The organism is Aggregatibacter sp. HMT-949, from assembly GCF_041734645.1.
Lineage (GTDB): Bacteria > Pseudomonadota > Gammaproteobacteria > Enterobacterales > Pasteurellaceae > Rodentibacter.
Genome location: NZ_CP162010.1, coordinates 693,471 through 712,935 on the forward strand (window position 1 = coordinate 693,471; position 19,465 = coordinate 712,935).

General features: G+C 44.3%; 21 protein-coding genes. 16 read left to right on the plus strand and 5 right to left on the minus strand.

Features of this window, described 5'->3' with window-relative positions; translation table 11 throughout:
• Window positions 1-14 precede the first annotated feature (14 nt).
• The 4 genes from AB3F25_RS03260 to AB3F25_RS03275 form a co-directional block, all read right to left on the minus strand.
• A complete protein-coding gene (locus AB3F25_RS03260) occupies window positions 15-596 on the minus strand; it encodes a uracil-DNA glycosylase family protein (protein ID WP_373604081.1) in 582 nt (193 codons plus the stop codon).
• 127 nt (window positions 597-723) lie between these two features.
• Window positions 724-1,815, minus strand: coding sequence for a redox-regulated ATPase YchF (gene ychF, locus AB3F25_RS03265; protein ID WP_373604082.1), 1,092 nt, complete (start codon window positions 1,813-1,815; stop codon window positions 724-726).
• 220 nt (window positions 1,816-2,035) lie between these two features.
• Window positions 2,036-2,620 carry an aminoacyl-tRNA hydrolase gene (gene pth, locus AB3F25_RS03270; protein WP_373604083.1) on the minus strand — a complete coding sequence of 195 codons (585 nt, stop codon included), beginning with the start codon at window positions 2,618-2,620 and terminating at the stop codon, window positions 2,036-2,038.
• A 70-nt stretch (window positions 2,621-2,690) separates the two neighbouring features.
• On the minus strand, window positions 2,691-3,107 hold the full coding sequence (locus AB3F25_RS03275; protein WP_373604084.1) for an EamA family transporter: 417 nt from the start codon (window positions 3,105-3,107) through the stop codon (window positions 2,691-2,693).
• 69 nt (window positions 3,108-3,176) lie between these two features.
• Here AB3F25_RS03275 and AB3F25_RS03280 point away from each other — a divergent pair, with 69 nt between their 5' ends.
• From AB3F25_RS03280 to AB3F25_RS03310, 7 genes are all read left to right on the plus strand, one after another.
• Window positions 3,177-3,494, plus strand: coding sequence for an RnfH family protein (locus AB3F25_RS03280; RefSeq protein ID WP_373604085.1), 318 nt, complete (start codon window positions 3,177-3,179; stop codon window positions 3,492-3,494).
• Window positions 3,491-4,705, plus strand: a complete 1,215-nt coding sequence (locus AB3F25_RS03285; protein WP_373604086.1) for a JmjC domain-containing protein — start codon at window positions 3,491-3,493, stop codon at window positions 4,703-4,705. The genes AB3F25_RS03280 and AB3F25_RS03285 overlap by 4 nt, the downstream gene beginning before the upstream one ends.
• A gap of 82 nt (window positions 4,706-4,787) precedes the next feature.
• Window positions 4,788-6,107 (plus strand): exodeoxyribonuclease VII large subunit, encoded by a 1,320-nt coding sequence (gene xseA / locus AB3F25_RS03290; RefSeq protein ID WP_373604314.1) that lies wholly within the window; start codon window positions 4,788-4,790, stop codon window positions 6,105-6,107.
• A 159-nt stretch (window positions 6,108-6,266) separates the two neighbouring features.
• On the plus strand, window positions 6,267-6,899 hold the full coding sequence (nudF, locus tag AB3F25_RS03295) for an ADP-ribose diphosphatase (protein WP_373604087.1): 633 nt from the start codon (window positions 6,267-6,269) through the stop codon (window positions 6,897-6,899).
• 9 nt (window positions 6,900-6,908) lie between these two features.
• A complete protein-coding gene (gene cpdA, locus AB3F25_RS03300) occupies window positions 6,909-7,733 on the plus strand; it encodes a 3',5'-cyclic-AMP phosphodiesterase (protein WP_373604088.1) in 825 nt (274 codons plus the stop codon).
• A 278-nt stretch (window positions 7,734-8,011) separates the two neighbouring features.
• Window positions 8,012-8,476 carry an rRNA maturation RNase YbeY gene (ybeY, locus tag AB3F25_RS03305; RefSeq protein ID WP_373604089.1) on the plus strand — a complete coding sequence of 155 codons (465 nt, stop codon included), beginning with the start codon at window positions 8,012-8,014 and terminating at the stop codon, window positions 8,474-8,476.
• Between the two features lie 23 nt (window positions 8,477-8,499).
• Window positions 8,500-9,285, plus strand: coding sequence for a Cof-type HAD-IIB family hydrolase (locus AB3F25_RS03310; protein WP_373604090.1), 786 nt, complete (start codon window positions 8,500-8,502; stop codon window positions 9,283-9,285).
• 283 nt (window positions 9,286-9,568) lie between these two features.
• Here AB3F25_RS03310 and suhB read toward each other — a convergent pair whose 3' ends face one another.
• Window positions 9,569-10,372: an inositol-1-monophosphatase gene (suhB, locus tag AB3F25_RS03315; protein ID WP_373604091.1), complete on the minus strand. Its 804-nt coding sequence runs from the start codon at window positions 10,370-10,372 to the stop codon at window positions 9,569-9,571.
• Window positions 10,373-10,571: 199 nt separating this feature from the next.
• On the opposite strand from suhB, the gene AB3F25_RS03320 reads away from it, so the two are divergent.
• The 9 genes from AB3F25_RS03320 to yfbR are packed head-to-tail and all read left to right on the plus strand — an operon-like array spanning window position 10,572 to window position 19,449.
• Window positions 10,572-11,087 (plus strand): Tfp pilus assembly protein FimT/FimU, encoded by a 516-nt coding sequence (locus tag AB3F25_RS03320; protein WP_373604092.1) that lies wholly within the window; start codon window positions 10,572-10,574, stop codon window positions 11,085-11,087.
• A 35-nt stretch (window positions 11,088-11,122) separates the two neighbouring features.
• Window positions 11,123-11,797 carry a hypothetical protein gene (locus AB3F25_RS03325; RefSeq protein ID WP_373604315.1) on the plus strand — a complete coding sequence of 225 codons (675 nt, stop codon included), beginning with the start codon at window positions 11,123-11,125 and terminating at the stop codon, window positions 11,795-11,797.
• Window positions 11,782-12,489: a DUF2572 family protein gene (locus tag AB3F25_RS03330; protein WP_373604093.1), complete on the plus strand. Its 708-nt coding sequence runs from the start codon at window positions 11,782-11,784 to the stop codon at window positions 12,487-12,489. The genes AB3F25_RS03325 and AB3F25_RS03330 overlap by 16 nt, the downstream gene beginning before the upstream one ends.
• A gap of 22 nt (window positions 12,490-12,511) precedes the next feature.
• The gene (locus AB3F25_RS03335) at window positions 12,512-12,769 is read left to right on the plus strand and encodes a DUF5374 domain-containing protein (RefSeq protein ID WP_373604316.1); all 258 of its coding nucleotides are present in this window, start codon (window positions 12,512-12,514) and stop codon (window positions 12,767-12,769) included.
• Between the two features lie 36 nt (window positions 12,770-12,805).
• Entirely contained in the window at window positions 12,806-16,198 is a 3,393-nt protein-coding gene (recC, locus tag AB3F25_RS03340) for an exodeoxyribonuclease V subunit gamma (RefSeq protein ID WP_373604094.1), read from the plus strand.
• Window positions 16,199-16,254: 56 nt separating this feature from the next.
• Complete coding sequence (gene nrdR, locus AB3F25_RS03345; RefSeq protein ID WP_373604095.1) at window positions 16,255-16,704, plus strand: transcriptional regulator NrdR; 450 nt, start codon at window positions 16,255-16,257, stop codon at window positions 16,702-16,704.
• A gap of 2 nt (window positions 16,705-16,706) precedes the next feature.
• Window positions 16,707-17,822: a bifunctional diaminohydroxyphosphoribosylaminopyrimidine deaminase/5-amino-6-(5-phosphoribosylamino)uracil reductase RibD gene (gene ribD, locus AB3F25_RS03350; RefSeq protein WP_373604096.1), complete on the plus strand. Its 1,116-nt coding sequence runs from the start codon at window positions 16,707-16,709 to the stop codon at window positions 17,820-17,822.
• A 3-nt stretch (window positions 17,823-17,825) separates the two neighbouring features.
• Window positions 17,826-18,848, plus strand: a complete 1,023-nt coding sequence (degS, locus tag AB3F25_RS03355) for an outer membrane-stress sensor serine endopeptidase DegS (RefSeq protein WP_373604097.1) — start codon at window positions 17,826-17,828, stop codon at window positions 18,846-18,848.
• Between the two features lie 7 nt (window positions 18,849-18,855).
• A complete protein-coding gene (gene yfbR / locus AB3F25_RS03360) occupies window positions 18,856-19,449 on the plus strand; it encodes a 5'-deoxynucleotidase (RefSeq protein ID WP_373604098.1) in 594 nt (197 codons plus the stop codon).
• Window positions 19,450-19,465: the final 16 nt, after the last annotated feature.

The window sequence follows — 19,465 nt, forward strand, 5'->3', positions numbered from 1 at the left end:
AAAAAAGATTGAAATTAACGGGAGAGAATTCGTTTAACCCGTTGTTGCAGTTCGGGAATGACTTCTTGCGTAAACCATGGATTTTTCGCCAGCCACAGTTGATTGCGTGGTGACGGATGCACTAATGGCAAAAAGTGCGGTAGAAATTCACGATAATTTTTTACCGTCTCCGTCACATTGCGTTTATTTTGCGGTAGGTAGTATTTCTGCGCATATTGCCCGATCAAAATGGTTAGTTCGATATTTGGCAAATCCGCCAGAATTTGCGGATGCCATTTTTCCGCAAAACCTTTGCGTGGCGGCAGATCGCCCGATTTGCCTTTGCCCGGGTAATAAAAATCCATCGGAATCACGGCAAATAGGCCGGAATGATAAAAGGTTTCGCGATCAACACCCAGCCATTCACGCAGCCGATCGCCACTTTGATCGTTCCAATACAAACGAGTTTGTTCCGCCTTCACCCCAGGCGCCTGCCCGACAATGTTAATTCGGGCGCCGGTGGGGGCGGCAAATAACGGTTCGATACCGCGTTCGGTGAAAGATTGATTTTGCGCATCGCGCATAATAGCGTTTTTGATTTGGGTGAGACTAGGCATGGGTTTTCCTGTTTTGTTTGTCTTTTATATCTTTTGGCGATAGTGTTTTTCTTTATCGTCAGCGGTTCGGCAATAGAACAAAAAACCGCACTTCTATCTAAAAAGTGCGGTTCATTTTCAAATTATTCTAAACATTAAATCTAAAGTGCATCACATCGCCGTCCTGCACGATGTAATCTTTGCCTTCCAAGCGCCATTTGCCGGCTTCTTTGGCACCGTTTTCGCCTTTGAATTGGATAAAATCGTCGTAGGCGATAACTTCCGCGCGGATAAAGCCTTTTTCGAAATCCGTATGGATTACGGCGGCGGCTTTCGGGGCGGTAGCACCGATGGAAACCGTCCAAGCACGCACTTCTTTCACGCCGGCGGTGAAGTAGGTTTGTAGATTGAGAAGGGCATAGCCTGCGCGAATGACGCGGTTTAAGCCCGGCTCTTCAATGCCGAGATCTTGCAGAAATTCTAGCTTTTCGTCGTCGTCCAGTTCGGCGATTTCCGCTTCGATGGCGGCACAAACCGGCACCACCACGGAGCCTTCTTTTTCAGCAAATTCGCGGACTTTATCGAGATACGGGTTGTTCTCAAAACCGTCTTCGTTCACGTTGGCAATGTACATGGTCGGTTTTAAGGTTAGGAAGTTATAGCTTTTGATCGCCAGTAATTCGTCTTTGTCTAACGGCACGGAACGAATCATGCCTGCTTCAGAAAGTACCGGCAGGATTTTTTCCATCACGGAAAGCTCGAATCTCGCGTCTTTATCGCCGCCTTTAGCGCGTTTTTGCAGGCGTTGAATGGCGCGTTCGCAGCTGTCTAAATCAGCTAACGCCAGTTCGGTGTTGATGGTTTCAATATCGTTTAATGGGTCGATTTTGCCCGCCACGTGTACGATGTCATCGTTTTCAAAACAGCGCACGACATGACCAATCGCATCGGTTTCACGGATATTTGCCAAGAATTTATTACCCAAGCCTTCGCCTTTGCTCGCACCGGCAACCAAGCCTGCGATGTCCACAAATTCCATGGTGGTTGGCAACACGCGTTCCGGTTTGACGATTTCCGCTAAGGCATCTAAACGCGGATCAGGCATTGGCACCACGCCGGTATTTGGCTCAATGGTACAAAACGGATAGTTTGCCGCTTCAATGCCGGCTTTGGTTAAGGCGTTAAAGAGTGTTGATTTGCCCACATTCGGCAAGCCTACGATGCCACATTTGAATCCCATAATTTTTCCTTGTTGGTGAAGAGAGAAAGTGCAGTTGAAATTTACGAAATTATGCAGCAGTTACACAACGCTAAAATTACTCTTGCAAAATAGCACCGCATTGGAGCCGTTTTCAATGCGGTGCTATCGTTTGATGCAAACGCATGCTTAATTCAAACGGTTTTGTGTATTTGCTACATAATTATCAAAATTTAGCGTATTTTTTAACTGCACTTTTAGATTAAATTTTAAAACTATTCAGCCGATTAGTGGCTTTCACGATGCTTTCTTTGAACAGCAGTTCTACGCAATCCGAGGCTTCCTCTAAGGCTTTATCTAATGCCTCGCGTTCGCTCGGGGAAGGTTTGTTTAACACATAACCCGCTACCAAATCGCGATGCCCGGGGTGACCGATGCCGATGCGCAAACGGTAAAAGTTATTGTTGTTACCGAGCTGCGCCACAATGTCTTTCAGGCCATTATGCCCGCCGTGTCCGCCACCTAATTTGAGTTTGACGCTGCCCGGTGGTAGATCCAATTCGTCGTGCAAGACTAAAATTTCTTCCGCTTTAATGCGATAAAAATTTGCCAGTGCGCCCACCGCTTTGCCGCTTAAATTCATGAAAGTGGTTGGCACTAAAAAACGGACTTCGTTGCCGTTAATCATGGCACGAGCGGTGTAGCCAAAAAATTTGCTTTCGGCGTTGAATGTCACATTAAAGCGACGGGCTAAACGTTGCATCAACCATTCGCCCGCGTTATGACGGGTGTCCGCATATTTGTCGCCGGGATTGCCAAGCCCGACAATAAGTTTGATTTCTGCCATTGTTATTCGCTACGGTAAATACGGTTAAAAATAGTGGCGCATTGTAGCGAAAAAGCCCTAAATGCTCAATCTATAACGCTAGAACGAGCACGCCGGACAAAATTAAAATGCTCCCGGCCACTAATTTCAAACTAAGCGGTTCCCCCAAAATCACAACGCCTAAAATAATCGCAATGACCACACTTAATTTATCGATGGGTGCCACCCAAGATGCCGGTGCGAGTTGAAGGGCGCGATAATAACAAAGCCATGAAAGGCCGGTGGCAATGCCGGACAAAATCAAGAAAGTAAACGGTTTAGCGGCGATATGTTGCGGCAGTTGCCATTCATTGCGGGCAGAAATAATACCGGCGGTGACCAGTAAAATCACAATGGTGCGAATAAACGTGGCGAGATTGCTGTTTATTCCTTCCACGCCGAGTTTACCTAAAATAGCCGTAAGACCGGCGAAAAATGCCGAACCGACGGCGAAAATAACCCAATTCATTTGTTTCCTTATTAACAGCCTAAAAAACTCCGCTATAATAGCCCAAATTTTTTTGACGAAGAAGTAAAGATGAATCAGATTCATATTGAAATCGCCTACGCCTTACCCGAGCGTTATTTTTTGAAAGCGTTCTGCGTGGATGAAGGCACAATGGTACAAACGGCAATTTTGCAATCGGGCGTTTTGCAACAATTTAGCGAAATTGATTTGAGTAAAAATAAAGTGGGGATTTTCAGCCGTCCGGCAAAACTGACTGATGTACTTCGAGATGGGGACCGCATTGAAATCTATCGCCCACTACTTGCCGACCCGAAAGAAATTCGTCGTAAACGCGCGGCGGAACAAGCCGCTAAAGAAAAAAACACCTCGAAAGGAACGCCCAAATGACTGCATTTTCCCAGCCCGATTTTTGTTTACCGCAAGACATTAGCCCAGAGATTTTCCTACGCGATTATTGGCAAAAAAAGCCCCTTGTGATTCGCAACGGTTTGCCGGAAATCATCGGACGGTTTGAACCGCAAGATATTATCGAATTGGCACAAAATGAGGAGGTCAGCGCGCGTTTAGTGAAAACTTTTGCCGATGACGATTGGCAAGTATTCTTCAGTCCGCTTTCCGAGAAGGACTTCAAAAAATTGCCGGAGAAGTGGTCGGTATTGGTGCAAAATATGGAACAATGGTCGCCGGAATTAGGTCGATTATGGAATAAGTTCGGTTTTATTCCCCAATGGCAACGCGACGATATTATGGTTTCCTATGCGCCGAAAGGTGGCTCGGTAGGCAAGCATTACGATGAATATGACGTGTTTTTAGTGCAAGGCTATGGTCGTCGCCGTTGGCAACTCGGCAAATGGTGCGATTCAAGCACGGAATTTAAACCGAATCAACCGATTCGTATTTTTGACGATATGGGCGATTTGGTGATTGATGAAGTGATGAATCCGGGCGATATTCTTTACATTCCCGCACGTATGGCACATTACGGCGTGGCGGAAGAAGATTGCTTAACTTTTTCTTTTGGCTTGCGTTATCCGAGTTTGAGCCGTCTTATTGACGGCATTAGCAAGAGTTTATGTCAGCCGGAGCCTGATTTGAATTTAACCGAATTTGAATTACCGTTGCGCTTAACTCAAACCGCACAACGTACCGGTAAGCTTGCCGATGAAAACATTCAAGCGATGAAACGCCAATTATTGGACAAACTTGCTCATTCGGAAGCTTTCAATGCGGTGCTCAAACACGCGGTCGCCGGTGCGCTGAGTGCGCGGCGTTACGAATTGTTGGTTTCCGATGAAATGAGCGATCCGGACGAAGTGCGATCTTCCTTAGAAGATGATGCCGCTTTACTTTCTCAAGATAACAATTGCAAATTGCTCTATACCGAAAATCCGTTGCGCATTTATGCTAACGGCGAATGGCTGGACGAACTTAATACAATCGAAACGGAAGTGCTGAAACGTTTGTCCGACGGCGAAAGCTTAGATTGGGCGTTTTTGACGGATTTAGTGAATGAAACGGAAGATTCGGAAACTGCCATGATGCTTTTGTTGGATTCCATTTGTAATTGGCTGGATGACGGCTGGGTATTGATCGAATAAAAATCACCTAAAAGGTTTTTCTGGTGAATTTTCTCTCTGTTTACGAAGGGAGCAAATTTACCCGATAACATAAAATTAAATGATGTCAGAAAATATTTATTCCGTTTCTCAACTCAATTCTGCGACGCGCCAAATGTTAGAAAGCCATTTTTCACAAATTTGGCTTACCGGCGAAATTTCGAATTTTACTCAGCCTGTGTCGGGGCATTGGTATCTCACGCTGAAAGATGAAAATGCACAGGTACGTTGTGCGATGTTTCGGATGAAAAATCTGCGCGTGGCCTTTTGTCCGCAAAACGGAATGCAAGTGCTGGTGCGCGCCAATGTGAGTTTGTATGAACCGCGCGGCGATTATCAGTTGATTATTGAGTCCATGCACCCGGCCGGTGAGGGATTGTTGCAGCAGCAATTTGAAGCGTTAAAAATAAAACTCGCGGCGGAAGGCTTATTTGCGCAAAATTTGAAGAAAAATTTACCGCCTTTTAGCAAAGCAGTGGGGATTGTGACCTCTTCTACGGGGGCCGCATTGCAAGATATTTTACATATTTTGGCACGGCGCGATCCAAGTTTAAAAGTGGTGATTTATCCTACCGCCGTACAAGGCAAAGAAGCCGCAGCGGAAATTGTGCAAATGATTGAACTGGCCAATAAGCGACAAGAAGTGGATGTGCTGATTGTGGGGCGAGGAGGCGGTTCATTGGAAGATTTTTGGTGTTTTAATGAGGAAGCGGTGGCGCGTGCGATTTTTCGTTCCGCTTTGCCGATTATCAGTGCTGTAGGGCATGAAACCGATGTCACCATTGCGGATTTTGTGGCAGATCTTCGTGCGCCGACACCGTCCGCCGCGGCAGAATTAGTCAGTCGCAATCAAGACGAACTTGTTCAGCAATTACGCCATCAGCAACAGCGTTTGGGGATGGCATTTGACCTTGTGTTTACGCAAAAAAGTCAATGTTTAAAACAACTTGCGTTACGTTTGCAAAACCGGCATCCGCACCATCAATTGCGCATTCAACAAGCGAAAAACGAACAGCTTACGCATCGTTTGCAGCTAGCCATGCAGCGTCAATTTGAAAAAATGCAACAAAAATTGAGCGCGCTTGCTCTGCGTTTAAAACAAAACCCGTTGCCATATCGCATTCAACGTCATCAACAGTATTTAGAACAGCTACAAGTGCAATTGAATTTCAGTGCAAATCGTCAAGTGACAGAGCGCCAAAACAAAGTTGCCGCCTTGTGCGGAAAATTGGATGGATTAAGCCCGCTGAAAGTGCTGGCACGCGGTTATTCCATCGCGAAAAACGGGCAAGGCAAGACGGTTGTTAGTGTAAAAGATGTGAAGTCGGGAGAATTGCTTACAACGCAAGTGGCAGACGGGAAGATTGTTAGTCGGCTTGTATAATCATTTTCTTATGTAAGCGGAAATGCCGTGACGGAGAAAATCGTCACGGCATTTATTTTTGTGAGCCATTTCAAAGTTTCAACAAAAAGTATAGTTCTTGTATTTTTTTTGACACACTTTGAGCGTATGATTTTTCGCCGCAGTATTTTGGAGAAAAAAATGTTAGAAATTCAACAGTTTGGTCAGCGTGATGTGAAAATCCTCAACGAGGAGATTTTATATGACGGTTTTTTCACGCTCAAAAAAATTCAATTCAAACATAAACTTTTTGCCGGTGGTGAAAGTGGCGCGGTAACCCGTGAATTACTTATCAAAGGCGCTGCTTCCGCCGTCATCGCTTATGATCCAAAAGAAGACGCGGTTGTTTTAGTGGAACAAGTGCGCATCGGTGCAGCGTATCATCCCGAACCGCATTGTTCGCCTTGGTTATTGGAATTGATTGCAGGTATGGTCGAAAAAGGCGAACAGCCGGAAGACGTTGCGTTACGCGAAAGCGAAGAAGAGGCCGGGATTAAAGTTAAAAATTTGCTCCATTGTTTGAGTGTCTGGGACAGCCCGGGTGGTACGGTTGAACGAATTCATTTGTTTGTCGGGCAAGTGGACAGCTCGCAGGCAAAGGGCATTCATGGGTTGGTCGAAGAACATGAAGACATTCGGGTTCATGTAGTAAAACGTGAACAGGCCTATCAATGGATGTGCGAAGGAAAAATCGATAATTGTACCGCTGTCATCGGATTGCAATGGCTTCAATTAAATTACGCTCAATTGCAACAGCGTTGGCAACAAGCTTAGGAGGCATCTGTGAAAAATACATTTGTCTATCAAGCGAAACGACCCATTGTAAAAGTGTTACAGATTACCGATCCGCATCTATTTAAAGACGAACAAACAGAATTGCTTGGCGTGAATACGCAGGCGAGTTTCGGGCAAGTGTTAAAAGAAATTCAACAAAACGATACGGATTTCGACCTTATTTTCGCCACCGGTGATCTCGTGCAAGACGGAAGCGAAGAAGGCTATCGCCGTTTTGTGGAAATGCTTAAACCCTTTGGTAAATCGGTATTTTGGATTCCGGGCAATCATGATTTTCAACCAAAAATGGTGGAATATTTAAATCAACCGCCAGTGCAAAGCGCAAAACATATTTTACTCGGCGAACATTGGCAGGCTATGTTATTGGATAGTCAGGTTTACGGCGTGCCGCACGGCGAACTAAGTCAATATCAACTCAATTTATTAAAAGAAACCTTAGCAAAATATCCGCAACGTTACACGTTGATTGTATTGCATCATCATTTATTGCCGACCAATTCCGCTTGGTTGGATCAACACAATTTGCGTAATCCGCATGAGTTGTACGAGGTACTTGCGCCATTTGAAAAGGTGAAAGCAATTGTATACGGGCATATTCATCAACAAGTCGATAGCCAATGGTACCGTTATCAAGTGATGGCGACGCCTTCTACCTGTATTCAATTTAAAGCGGATAGCCAAAATTTTGCTTTGGATGCGGTGCCACCGGGCTGGCGCGAAATTGAGTTGCATCCGGACGGTTCGATTAGAACGACAGTGAAACGCATTCGACAGGCTGAGTTCTTACCGAATATGCAAGAAGAAGGCTACTAAAAAAAGAAAGCGATAAAAAAATAGCGTGCGATCAAACTGGTCGCACTTTATTTTTTTGATGTTCAATGATTTTTTCGATGTTCAATGCGGTGCTGTTTTGAGAGTGCGCTTATTACAGCCTAAAATTCAGGCTCGCTTTGGTTTCAATGCGGTGCCAAAATCATCCTCCGTTTTTAGTACGCAAATGCGTTCTGGCTATTTTTAGAAAGTCCGTTAGAATAGCGCCCGAAATGGCATAAAGTGTCTAAAAAGAGTAACGGCACGGTTAAGGAGAAAATATGGGCAATATGCTAATTGATTTGCAAATCGCCAGCGAAAATATAGATGATTTGCCAACTTTAGAACAAATCGAACAATGGGCAACGGCTGCGGTTCAACCGGAATCGGACGATGTGGAAATGACGGTGCGTATTGTGGACGAAGCGGAAAGTCAAGCGTTGAATCGGACTTATCGCGCCAAAGATCGCCCGACGAATGTGCTGTCGTTTCCCTTTGAATGCCCGACTGAAGTGTCATTACCGCTATTGGGTGATTTGGTGATTTGTCGCCAAGTGGTCGAATATGAGGCGGCAGAACAAGAAAAACCGTTGATGGCGCACTGGGCCCATATGGTGGTGCACGGTAGTTTACATTTGCTTGGTTACGATCACATCGACGATACCGAAGCAGAAGAAATGGAAAGCTTGGAAACGAAAATTATGCAAGGATTGGGCTTTGTTGATCCTTATTTAGCGGAAAAATAACGTTATTGGCATTGGGAGTCATTATGTATAAAGCCGTATTTAGTGATTTTGATGGGACTTTATTAACCTCGGATCACAAAATTTCGCTGAGAACCTTGGCCGCCATTACGCGTTTAGCCGAGCGGGGCGTGCCTTTCGTGCCGATTTCCGCTCGTTCGCCACTTGGCATTTTGCCTTACTGGAAACAGTTGCAAACCAACAATGTATTAGTGGCGTTTAGCGGCGCGTTGATTTTGGATCATCGATTACAACCGATTTACAGTGTACAAATTGACGCGGCAGATATGGAAAAATTAAATCGAGTATTCAAAGATTTTGCACATTTAGCGGTGAATTATTACGTTAACGACGATTGTTTTAGCAATGATTTAGCAAATCCTTGGGTGAAACTGGAAGCACAAATTACCAAAATTCCTATCGAAGCGGCGCAAGCGGATAAAATTTATCCGGCGCATAAAGTTCAAATTATCGGCGAACCACATGAGATTATTCACATCGAAGCTTTGCTGAAGGAAAAATTCCCGCATCTAAGCATTTGCCGTTCGCATCAAAGTTATTTGGAAGTGATGAACAGCGCGGCCACTAAAGGCAATGCAGTGCGTTTTTTAGAAAAATATTTCGGCCTGAAAACCGAAGAGGTGATTGCTTTCGGCGATAACTTTAATGATTTGGATATGTTAGAACACGCCGGTCTTGGTGTCGCGATGGGCAATGCACCGGAAGAAATCAAACAAGCAGCGAATCGGGTAACCGCCGGCAATAATGAAGACGGTTTGGCACTTATTCTAGAAGAAGTGTTTCCGGCATAAAATGTATAAAAAATGATCGCATCGCGGTCGTTTAGGTTGGCAGGTTAAGCAATTATTTCGATTTTGCTTTTATAATCCGCCAGTTCGTTATTTCAACATCAGATTAAATCTAACTGCGTATTTAGCACCGCATTGGAATACCATATGAGCACCGCATTGAATACGGGCGGCGTGTCAGCGGAGAGGGAGTTGGCAGCGTAGCGTTTGAGACGATGATTTGATGAACTTTATAGAAAGGAAAAAAACCGCACTTTTGCTCTAAGAGTGCGGTTTTTAGTATTTTTTAGTTTTTAAACTCAGCACCTAAACAAGGGCGGATCTTATTGAGCATATCTTTTAATACGCGCGTTGGTGCTGCGATGATATTGCCGCTGCGTAAATAGCCGCTGCCGCCTTCAAAGTCACACACCAAACCGCCCGCTTCGCGCACGATTAAATCGCCTGCCGCGCAATCCCAGGCTTTTAAGCCCATTTCAAAATAGCCATCAATGCGACCGGATGCCACATAGCATAAATCCAATGCGGCGGAACCAGTGCGACGGAAATCCGCGGCATTCTCAATTAATGCGTTCATCATCGCGAATTGAGTTGACATGAGGTTAGGTTGTTTGAACGGGAAACCGGTGGCAAGAATCGCGCCTTGTAGTTCGCGTTTCGCATCAACGCGCAAACGTACGTCGTTTAATTTTGCACCTTCGCCGCGCACGGCGGTAAATAATTCGTTACGGATTGGATCGTAAACCACGCCTACTTCAGTACGATTTTTCACGCGAATGGCGATAGACACGGCAAAGTGCGGAAGACCGCTCATAAAATTACGGGTGCCGTCTAATGGATCGATGATCCATTGTACATCGTTGTCTTCGCCTTCAAGTGCGCCGCTTTCTTCGGTGATGATGGTGTGATTAGGATAGGATTTGCGAATGATTTCAATGATTTCCGCTTCTGCAGCTTTGTCGACGTTAGTGACGTAATCATTGATACCTTTTTGGGTGCTTTCGATAGCATCGCGGCGTTCATCATTTTTAGCAATCACATTGCCCGCTTTTCGTGCCGCACGAATCGCGATATTTAACATTGGATTCATATTTCCACCGGATTTTAAAGAACAGAAAATCGGGCGCCATTATAGCGAGATTTGTCCAAATAACCAGCGCAAAATTATTTAATAGCGTATTTTTAAATGATTTCCCGCAAATTTTGCGATTCGTATCGTAAAAAAGAACCTTTATATTTATCGAATTTTAAAGGGAGATTAAAGTGCACCTAAAAATTGCGGGGGTTTTATGTATAAAGGTGCGACGTTGATGGAGTTATTAATCGGTTTGGCGATTATCGGTATCGCTTTGAGTTTTGCATTTCCTCTCTGGCAAACCGATAATTCAAAAATGATTCTGGCAAAAGAACAACATCGTTTATACCTATTTTTACGTCAAATTCAGGCGAGAGCGGAAAATTCTTCCGATGTTTGGCTTGTTTTGATCGATCAAAATCCGGCCACACGAGAATGGTGTGTGAGTGCTCAATTAAAAAACGACAAACTTTGCGATTGTTTGCATCCGACCAATTGTCCGAAGGATGTCTATGCGCATTTTTACTACCCCTATTTTGCGAAAAAAACCAATATACTCAGCCCCAAAATTTATCCTACCGCAATTGCACGATTTGATGGGGTAAGAAACACTTTTGAGGCAAATTGCTTTTCCTTACAGAGCGGTGATGAAAGTACCGTATTTTCCTTTTTTAATGTCGGTAGTTTGAAATTGAAAACCGGTCAGTCTATGAGTGCCTGTGCAAAGTGAAACGTATATTAAAAGGTCAAACTTTACTCGGCTTAATGATTTCATTAGCTATTTCCTCTTGGCTATTACTGTTAATTTCAGCGTTTTATGTTTCAACTCAAGTACAAAACCGAGAAATTTTATTACGTCTGAAATTGCAAGCTGAATTACAACGTACGATTCAACTCATCGGAAAGGATATTCGGCGAGCCGGTTTTCGTGCATTGAATAGCGGTGTTATTGAAACGAATTTGCCGCTTTTTGAATTGGATGAACAAGGAACGGCCATTTTTTTATCGCAAGAAGAGGGTGCAGCTCCGCGTAGTTGCGCATTATTTTTCTATGATTTGGATGGCAAAGGGTGCATTGGCAAAGGGACGACGAAGTATTGCGCAAAAAATAATCGAAATACGGCAATTGAAACGACAAGCGAATTGTTCGGTTATAAATTAAGTCAAAAAATGGTGAAAACGAAATTGACCTATCAAACGGCCATTCCCGCTCATTGTAAAGCTGAAGAATGTCGAACAGCGTTGCAACAACAAGCTTGCAATCCCGGAGGCGGTTGGCGAAGTTTATTGGATGAAGAAGAGTATGAAATTACGAAATTACAATTTGATTGGTTAATTGAGGGGAAAGGAATGCAGATTCAATTGGCGGGAAATTTAAAGGGGCATCCGCATATTAAATACGAAACCGCATTGGTGATAGGTTTATGGAATCAAAAATAAATATAGGAAGAAATCTTGAAAAGGGTGTGATTACATTATCGCTGCTAATTTTTTTATCAGGCTTGTTGACGCTGGCTTTACTCTTTGACGACGATTTATTAAGTTTTTTTCGCGCACAACAAATGCAACGTCAAAACTATTCGGAAAGAGCGTTACTTTTACAAAAAATGATGCAACAAGAAAAGCAACGCCTATGTTCGGATTTACCTTTAAACAAGAAAATCGCATTTCGACAAGTATCCACAACTTTGGCGGGGGCAGAAGATATGCTGCAATATTCAGTTTGGTGTCGGTATGCAGCGATATTTAAAAAAACACCGTTAAAACCGAATAACGAAGGTTTGCTTGAACAGTTTGTACGAAGCGATGATAAGGCCGATTTTAAAAATGAGTTCGCATCCTCATCAAATCCTTTGGTGCCAACCAAAGAACCTCAACTATATTGGTTTGATAAGACTCAATCCGAACGGGAAGTCAATGGCGATATCGCGGCCGTTATCATCGCTGAAGGTGACCTTAAACTGCATGGTAAAGGCACGATTACCGGTACGGTGATCACCGGTGGAGAATTGACTCTTGATGGCGTCACAATCGCTTATAGTAAAAAAGTTGTTACGCCTTTAGTGCAACAATACAACAAATGGCAATTAGCGGAGAAAAGTTGGAGTGATTTTAAACCTCAAAACGAATAAGGGAATATCGCTCACTTCGGTGATGTTTACGTTGGCATTATTTAGTTCATTGTTTTTAGCATTTAACCAGTGGACTGCGAATCAACGTAAAAACGCGATGAAAATTTATTATGATTTTCAGGCATTGCAGATTGCAGAGAATCAAGGACATCGCCGATTTTTAGGTTTATCTTGCGAACATCAGGTGAAACAAAACGGTGTGCAATTTTACATTCAATGCCCGGGCAATCAAATTATCGTTCGTTCTCCGCAAGGTGAATTCTCCTTGAAAACCGAGTAAAATGACGGCCTGTTTTGTCTATAAAAAGGTGCCGTTTTGTTTACTGTTTACTATTCCAATCAGCTTGAAAAACAAAAAGATATTCTGGCTTTTCTGTTTGAACAACTCCCTCCTAGCGACCCTTTCCAATCAGATATTATTTTGGTGCAAAGTCCCGGCATGGCTCAATGGTTGCAAATGGAATTGGCGAAGAAAAACGGCATTGCAGCGAATCTGGAATTCCCGATGCCGGCCAGTTTCGTTTGGCAACTTTATGCGGACAATTTGCCCGAAGTTTCGTTACAAAATCCTTTCGATAAAGATTCTATGATGTGGCGTTTAATGCGCTTGATCCCCACTTTTTTAAGCCAAAATGATTTTGCTCCGCTACGTCGCTATTTGGAATCAGCACCGCATTCGGAACAGTACAAACGCTATCAACTGTGCAGTAAAATCGCCGATTTGTTTGACCAATATTTAGTCTATCGCCCTGAATGGATTTTTGCGTGGGAAAAGGGTGAGGACGAGGTTATCGCCGCGCAAATCAAGGCGCAGCAAACAAATTTGAACCCGTCGTTACTAAATCAAATTCAAACTAATGTGACGTGGCAAGGAACATTGTGGCGCGCTTTAACGATTGATGTGAAAACCGATATCGGCAGTCAAGCTACTCATCGAGCTGCCTTACATGAACAATTTTTAACCTTGCTGAAGGATAAACATCAACCTAAAAAATTACCCGCCCGCGTATTTGTTTTTGGTATTTCAGCCCTGCCAAATGCCTATTTATCGATTTTACAAGCCATATCGTCGAAAACGGACATTCACCTGTTTTTTAATAATCCAAGCCAAGAATATTGGGGCGATATTCGCGATTTACGGATGGAATATTTACGTGTACGCAAGCGTCATTTCTGGGCAAAACAAGATGAAAATCGCTCGCTCTTTTCAGAACAGCGAATGGCTGAACTAGAAAAAGGCATCACTGAAACGACGTATCATGATGAAGCGTTACAAGTGGGCAATCCATTATTGGCAAGTTGGGGGAAGATGGGGCGTGACTTTCTTTATAGTTTGGTACGCGACGAAGAACGTGTTGCGGTGCGTTCGATCGAGGCCTACCAAGAGATTTCCGGCGAAACCTTGCTTGCTCAGTTACAAGCGCAAATTTTACATTTAACCCACTCTCCTTTAAACATTGCGAAAAATGACCGTTCTTTAACCTTTCACGCCTGTCATAGCGCTATGCGCGAAGTTGAAGTATTGCATGATTATTTACTGGATTTATTTAACCGAGAGCCGACGCTCACACCGAAAGATGTGGTGGTGATGGTCGCGGATATCAATCAATACGCACCTTATATTCAAGCGGTATTCGGACAAAAAAGCGGTGACGTGCCGGCGATTCCGTTTTCTATTTCCGATAGTAAATTGTCGGAAAGCGACACATTAGTGTCCTGTTATTTATCCTTGTTACGTCTAAAAGAAAGCATGTTTAGTGCGGAGGATATGCTCGCCTTGTTGGATATTCCGGTGGTGCGGGCGCGTTTCAATATTTCCTTGGCCGATTTACCGCTGGTCCGCGAATGGGTGGCGGATGCCGGCATCCGTTTCGGTTTACCAAAAAATGAACATGGTGTGAATTTTAACTCATGGCAAGCCGGCTTGGAACGTATGCTATTGGGCTATGCGATGCGAGAAGAGCACGGCATTTGGCAAGAGAGTTTGGGTTTAGATAGCAGTTACGGCTTAAAAGGTTTGTTGGCAGGCAATTTATCATGTTTTTTCAGCGTGCTTTTAGCGTGGCGGGAAACGCTTCAACAACCGCATTCAATGGCAGCATGGCAGGGAATTTTAAGCAACCTTTTAACCGATTTTTTTGCGCGACAGGAAGACACGAACGACACGCTGCTTTATATTCAAGAGAAAATCGACGAACTGGCTACACAGTTGGCAGACTTGCATTTCAGCACCGCATTGGAAGCAAATGTAGTGGCTGATGCAATGACAAGAAAGTTGGAGGAGGCACCAAACAGCCTGAAATTTCTGGCGGGCAAAGTAAATTTTTGCACGCTTTTGCCGATGCGTTCCATACCTTTTAAGGTGGTTTGTTTGCTTGGTATGAATGAAGCGGATTACCCGCGTACGCAAATGCCGAACAGTTTTGATTTGATGCAATACCATCACCAAAAAGGCGATCGCGTGCGACGCGACGATGATCGTTATTTGTTCCTCGAAGCCTTGTTGGCCGCGCGTGATTATTGCTACATCAGCTATATTGGCCGAGCAATTACCGATAATCAACCAAAAGAACCTTCCGTACTAGTGAGCCAATTACTGGATTATGTGAATTATGGTCAACCCGAGGCGCAAAAATTGCAGGTCGAACAACACGCAATGACGCCGTTTAGCCCACATAACTTCAATTGTTCCGCAACATTCAATCGTTCCTTCTCCGCCAAATGGTTGCCAACGGCACAAAGCGCCGGCTACTCGCTACAAAAAGAGTTTGCCGTGCCAATGGAAAATGGCGAAACCGTTACGGAAATCGAATTGGATCGCTTCGTGAGTTTTGTAGAAAATCCGGTGAAATTTTTCTTTGAAAAACAACTTGGCGTGTATTTTCGTGCCGAAGACGAACGCATTGCCGACAGTGAAAATTTTACGTTAAACAGGTTAAATAAATATGCGTTAAATAACGATTTAGTTTATTCGGATGAATGCGAGTTTTACGCTTATTTCGCTCGAGCTGCGGTGAAAGGCGTCTTGCCGCGCGCGGAATTCGGGCGCGTGGCCGCGCAAAAGGTGCGCGATGCGGTGCTGGAATTTAAACACAAAATCGCCGATTTGGGCGAGCCGCACAATGCGCCCGTTGATTTCACGTTGAATGTGATGTGGCAAGATCAAGCGCGCTCAATTCGTTTATTCGGCTATATGGAAAATTTGTTCGGCGCAGAAAATCGGGTCGTCGAATGGCGTTTTGCGAAAGAAAAAGAACGCTATCGCATTCGCCCTTGGATTTATTATTTAATTCAATGTGTTACACAGGAAAATGCGGTTGCGCCAAAACTCGTTACGCAAGACAAAATCGTGGAGTTGCCACAAGTCGATTTCAGCACCGCATTGGAGCAGCTTCAAATCTATATGCGGGCCTATTTGCAAAGTCAGATTGAAATTCAACTGGTTCCGACCGTGGGGAGAATTTCCGATTTTATCGTGCAAGACGAAAGGGCGGTCGATGTTGACGACGTGTTGGCAAAACTACGAAAACTTACCGAAAGCGATAATTTCGGCAATTATGCCGATCCTTATTGGTCTCGCGTGTTGGCACAAACGGCAAAATTTGAACGACCTGAAAATTTGGAATCATTATTAATGCAAACCAAGGCGTGGTTCGGATTGTTATTTTCCGGTATGGAAAATAAAGCCGTGAATAAAGGGGCGAAGTAAATCGTCAAAAGAATCATTTTTTGTTAAGATGTTGCCCGTTTTTGCGAGGATTTTTTATGCGCTGTCCGTTTTGTTCCACAGAAGAGACCAAAGTTATTGATAGCCGTTTAGTTTCCGACGGTTACCAAGTTCGCCGCCGCCGCGAGTGCGGTCATTGCCACGAGCGTTTTACAACGTTTGAAACGGCGGAATTAGTGGTGCCGAAGGTGATTAAAAACGATGGTTCGCGTGAGCCATTTAACGAAGATAAATTGCGTAGCGGCATTCAACACGCATTGGAAAAACGTCCGGTGAGTGCCGACGATGTGGAAAAAGCCATCAATCACATCATTATTCAATTGCGCGCTACCGGCGAACGCGAAGTGCCAAGCCACTTGGTGGGCAAACTCGCGATGAACGAACTGAAAGCGCTGGATAAAGTGGCCTATATTCGTTTTGCCTCCGTTTACTTGAGTTTTGACAACATTAACCAATTCACCAAAGAAATTGAAAGCCTGAAGGATTAAGCATGTCCGAATTCTCTGTTCAAGATCGCCAATTTATGCAGCGTGCGCTAGACTTGGCGGCCAAAGGCGAATACAGCACCGCACCGAATCCGGCAGTGGGTTGCGTATTGGTAAAAGACGGTAAAATTGTAGGCGAAGGATTTCATTTTAAAGCGGGACAGCCGCATGCTGAACGCGTTGCCTTAGCCGAGGCCGGTGAACGGGCAAAAGGTGCTACTGCTTACGTGACGCTAGAGCCTTGCGCACATTACGGCCGCACTCCGCCTTGTGCATCGGGTTTGATTGAAGCGAGCGTAACGAAAGTGCTGGCGGCGGTGCAGGATCCGAATCCACAGGTGGCTGGCAAAGGTTTGCGTATGTTGGCGGAGGCGGGAATTGAAAGTGCGGTCGGTTTATTGGAAGAATCGGCGGAAAAATTAAATAAAGGTTTTTTTAAACGCATGCGTCAAGGTGTACCGTTTGTGCAATTAAAATTGGCCATGAGTCTGGACGGGCGAACTGCGCTGGCAAACGGCGAAAGCAAGTGGCTCACGAGCACCGCATCGCGTTCCGATGTGCAAAAAATGCGAGCCAAATCCTCCGCTTTGTTATCCACTTCGGCAACCGTATTGGCGGATAATCCGAGTCTAAACGTGCGCTGGGAGGATTTCCCGAACGATCTTAAACGCGTTTACGCCAAACAAACCGTGCGTCAGCCGGTACGAGTCCTGTTAGATTCTCAGCACCGCATTCGACCTTCGCATAAATTATTTAAAACCACATCGCCGGTATGGTTGGTATCAAGTGTTGAACGTGATATTTCCGCTTTTCCCGATTTTTGCGAACAAATTATTTTGCCGAAACAAAATTTGTTGTCTGAATTAATGTTTGAGTTAGGCAAGCGTCAAATTAACTGTCTTTGGGTGGAAGCCGGGGCGAATTTGGCCGGCAGCTTAATCGAACAAAAATTAGTCGACGAATTAATCGTTTATATTGCGCCTAAATTATTAGGCGAGCAGGCGCGCGGTTTATGTCGATTACCGCACCTCACGCGATTAGCTGATGCGTCTTTGTGGCGACTCGATGCATTTCAACAAATTGGCGACGATATAAAATTAATTTACACGCCAAAAGGATAACTTATGTTTAGAAAACTCTTTCATGCCGCCTTGTGGGGGCTGGCTGCTGCTGGCGTGATTTTATTTGCCGTGCCAAGGTTAAATTCGAGCAATATTTTTACTTCGGATGACATCGTTTCGTTTAAAAATGCCGTGCGTATTGCGTCACCCGCAGTGGTGAACGTATATAACCGTTCTTTTTCTTCCGCCAGCATCAATGAAGATGAGCAATTACAAGTCAATAACTTGGGATCCGGCGTGATTATGAGTAAAGATGGTTATATTTTGACTAACAAACATGTGATTCAAAATGCCGATCAAATTGTAGTGGCGTTGCAAAACGGTAATATTTATGAGGCGAGTCTTATCGGTTCCGACAATTTGACGGATCTTGCGGTGTTAAAAATTCGCGCCGACAATCTTTCTACCATTCCGCAAAATAAAAACCGTCAAGTGTATGTGGGCGACGTCGCTCTTGCTATCGGCAATCCGTATAATCTTGGGCAAAGTGTGTCGCAAGGTATTATCAGTGCGGTGGGACGTAGTGCGGTGGGCGATTCTCTCGGTCGCCAAAATTTTATTCAAACCGATGCGTCGATTAATCGTGGTAATTCCGGCGGGGCGTTGATTAATTCGGCAGGCGAGTTGGTAGGGATCAGTACCTTAAGTATCGGCAAAACGTCAAATGAAATTGCTGAGGGACTGAATTTTGCTATTCCGATGGATATCGCCAATGATGTACTGTACAAAATTATTCGTGACGGACGCGTGATTCGCGGTTATTTCGGTGTACAGAGCGATATTAGCGCCAGTGGCGAGCAAGGCATTTTGATCACCGATGTCAGTCCGAATAGTCCTGCGGCAAAAGCAGGCATTCAGGTGGGCGATGTGATTTTGAAATTGAATAATCAAGAAGGCATTTCTGCTCGCGAAATGATGCAAATTATTGCCAATACACAGCCGAATACACAAGTTATAGTCACCATTGTGCGTCTCGGCCGAATGTTCGATTTACCGGTAATGGTTGAAGAATTACCGTCTAATTAGAGGTGATATGCAAATTAAAACCAGCCACTTTTTTGCTTGTTTAGATCGTCTGCGCTTGATTCAACGCTGGTCATTAATGCGCAATATTGAAAAAGAAAATCTGGCCGAACACAGTTTACAAGTAGCTTTTGTGGCACAAGCCTTAGCAATCATCAAAAACAAATTTTTTGGCGGTACGGCCAATCCCGAACGCATCGCCGTGATGGCGATGTACCACGATACTTCCGAGATTTTCACCGGCGATTTACCGACGCCGATTAAATATTTCAATCCGGAAATCACTCATGTCTATAAGCAAATCGAAAGTGCGGCAGAACGGCATTTATTGAGTTTATTGCCGAACGAATTACAAGCTGATTTCGCGCCTTATTTGGACAGCGAAAGGAGCTCAGCTGAAGAAAAACATTTGGTAAAACAGGCAGATTTAATTTGTGCTTACATTAAAGTTCAATTTGAGCTTGAGCACGGTAATCAAGAGTTCAAAACCGCCAAAGCAAGATTAGAAGGCTTAATGCAACAATGGCACAGCCAAGAAATGGATTATTTTTTGCAAGTATTTATGCCAAGTTTTAGCCGATCGTTGGATGAGATTGCGTTGTAGCAAGGTTTCAATGCGG

Coding starts and splice junctions, on each gene's coding strand:
- AB3F25_RS03260 (WP_373604081.1), bottom strand. CDS start 596: ATGCCTAGTCTCACCCAAATCAAAAACGCTATTATGCGCGATGCGCAA.
- ychF (WP_373604082.1), bottom strand. CDS start 1,815: ATGGGATTCAAATGTGGCATCGTAGGCTTGCCGAATGTGGGCAAATCA.
- pth (WP_373604083.1), bottom strand. CDS start 2,620: ATGGCAGAAATCAAACTTATTGTCGGGCTTGGCAATCCCGGCGACAAA.
- AB3F25_RS03275 (WP_373604084.1), bottom strand. CDS start 3,107: ATGAATTGGGTTATTTTCGCCGTCGGTTCGGCATTTTTCGCCGGTCTT.
- AB3F25_RS03280 (WP_373604085.1), top strand. CDS start 3,177: ATGAATCAGATTCATATTGAAATCGCCTACGCCTTACCCGAGCGTTAT.
- AB3F25_RS03285 (WP_373604086.1), top strand. CDS start 3,491: ATGACTGCATTTTCCCAGCCCGATTTTTGTTTACCGCAAGACATTAGC.
- xseA (WP_373604314.1), top strand. CDS start 4,788: ATGTCAGAAAATATTTATTCCGTTTCTCAACTCAATTCTGCGACGCGC.
- nudF (WP_373604087.1), top strand. CDS start 6,267: ATGTTAGAAATTCAACAGTTTGGTCAGCGTGATGTGAAAATCCTCAAC.
- ybeY (WP_373604089.1), top strand. CDS start 8,012: ATGGGCAATATGCTAATTGATTTGCAAATCGCCAGCGAAAATATAGAT.
- AB3F25_RS03310 (WP_373604090.1), top strand. CDS start 8,500: ATGTATAAAGCCGTATTTAGTGATTTTGATGGGACTTTATTAACCTCG.
- suhB (WP_373604091.1), bottom strand. CDS start 10,372: ATGAATCCAATGTTAAATATCGCGATTCGTGCGGCACGAAAAGCGGGC.
- AB3F25_RS03320 (WP_373604092.1), top strand. CDS start 10,572: ATGTATAAAGGTGCGACGTTGATGGAGTTATTAATCGGTTTGGCGATT.
- AB3F25_RS03325 (WP_373604315.1), top strand. CDS start 11,123: ATGATTTCATTAGCTATTTCCTCTTGGCTATTACTGTTAATTTCAGCG.
- AB3F25_RS03330 (WP_373604093.1), top strand. CDS start 11,782: ATGGAATCAAAAATAAATATAGGAAGAAATCTTGAAAAGGGTGTGATT.
- AB3F25_RS03335 (WP_373604316.1), top strand. CDS start 12,512: ATGTTTACGTTGGCATTATTTAGTTCATTGTTTTTAGCATTTAACCAG.
- nrdR (WP_373604095.1), top strand. CDS start 16,255: ATGCGCTGTCCGTTTTGTTCCACAGAAGAGACCAAAGTTATTGATAGC.
- ribD (WP_373604096.1), top strand. CDS start 16,707: ATGTCCGAATTCTCTGTTCAAGATCGCCAATTTATGCAGCGTGCGCTA.
- degS (WP_373604097.1), top strand. CDS start 17,826: ATGTTTAGAAAACTCTTTCATGCCGCCTTGTGGGGGCTGGCTGCTGCT.
- yfbR (WP_373604098.1), top strand. CDS start 18,856: ATGCAAATTAAAACCAGCCACTTTTTTGCTTGTTTAGATCGTCTGCGC.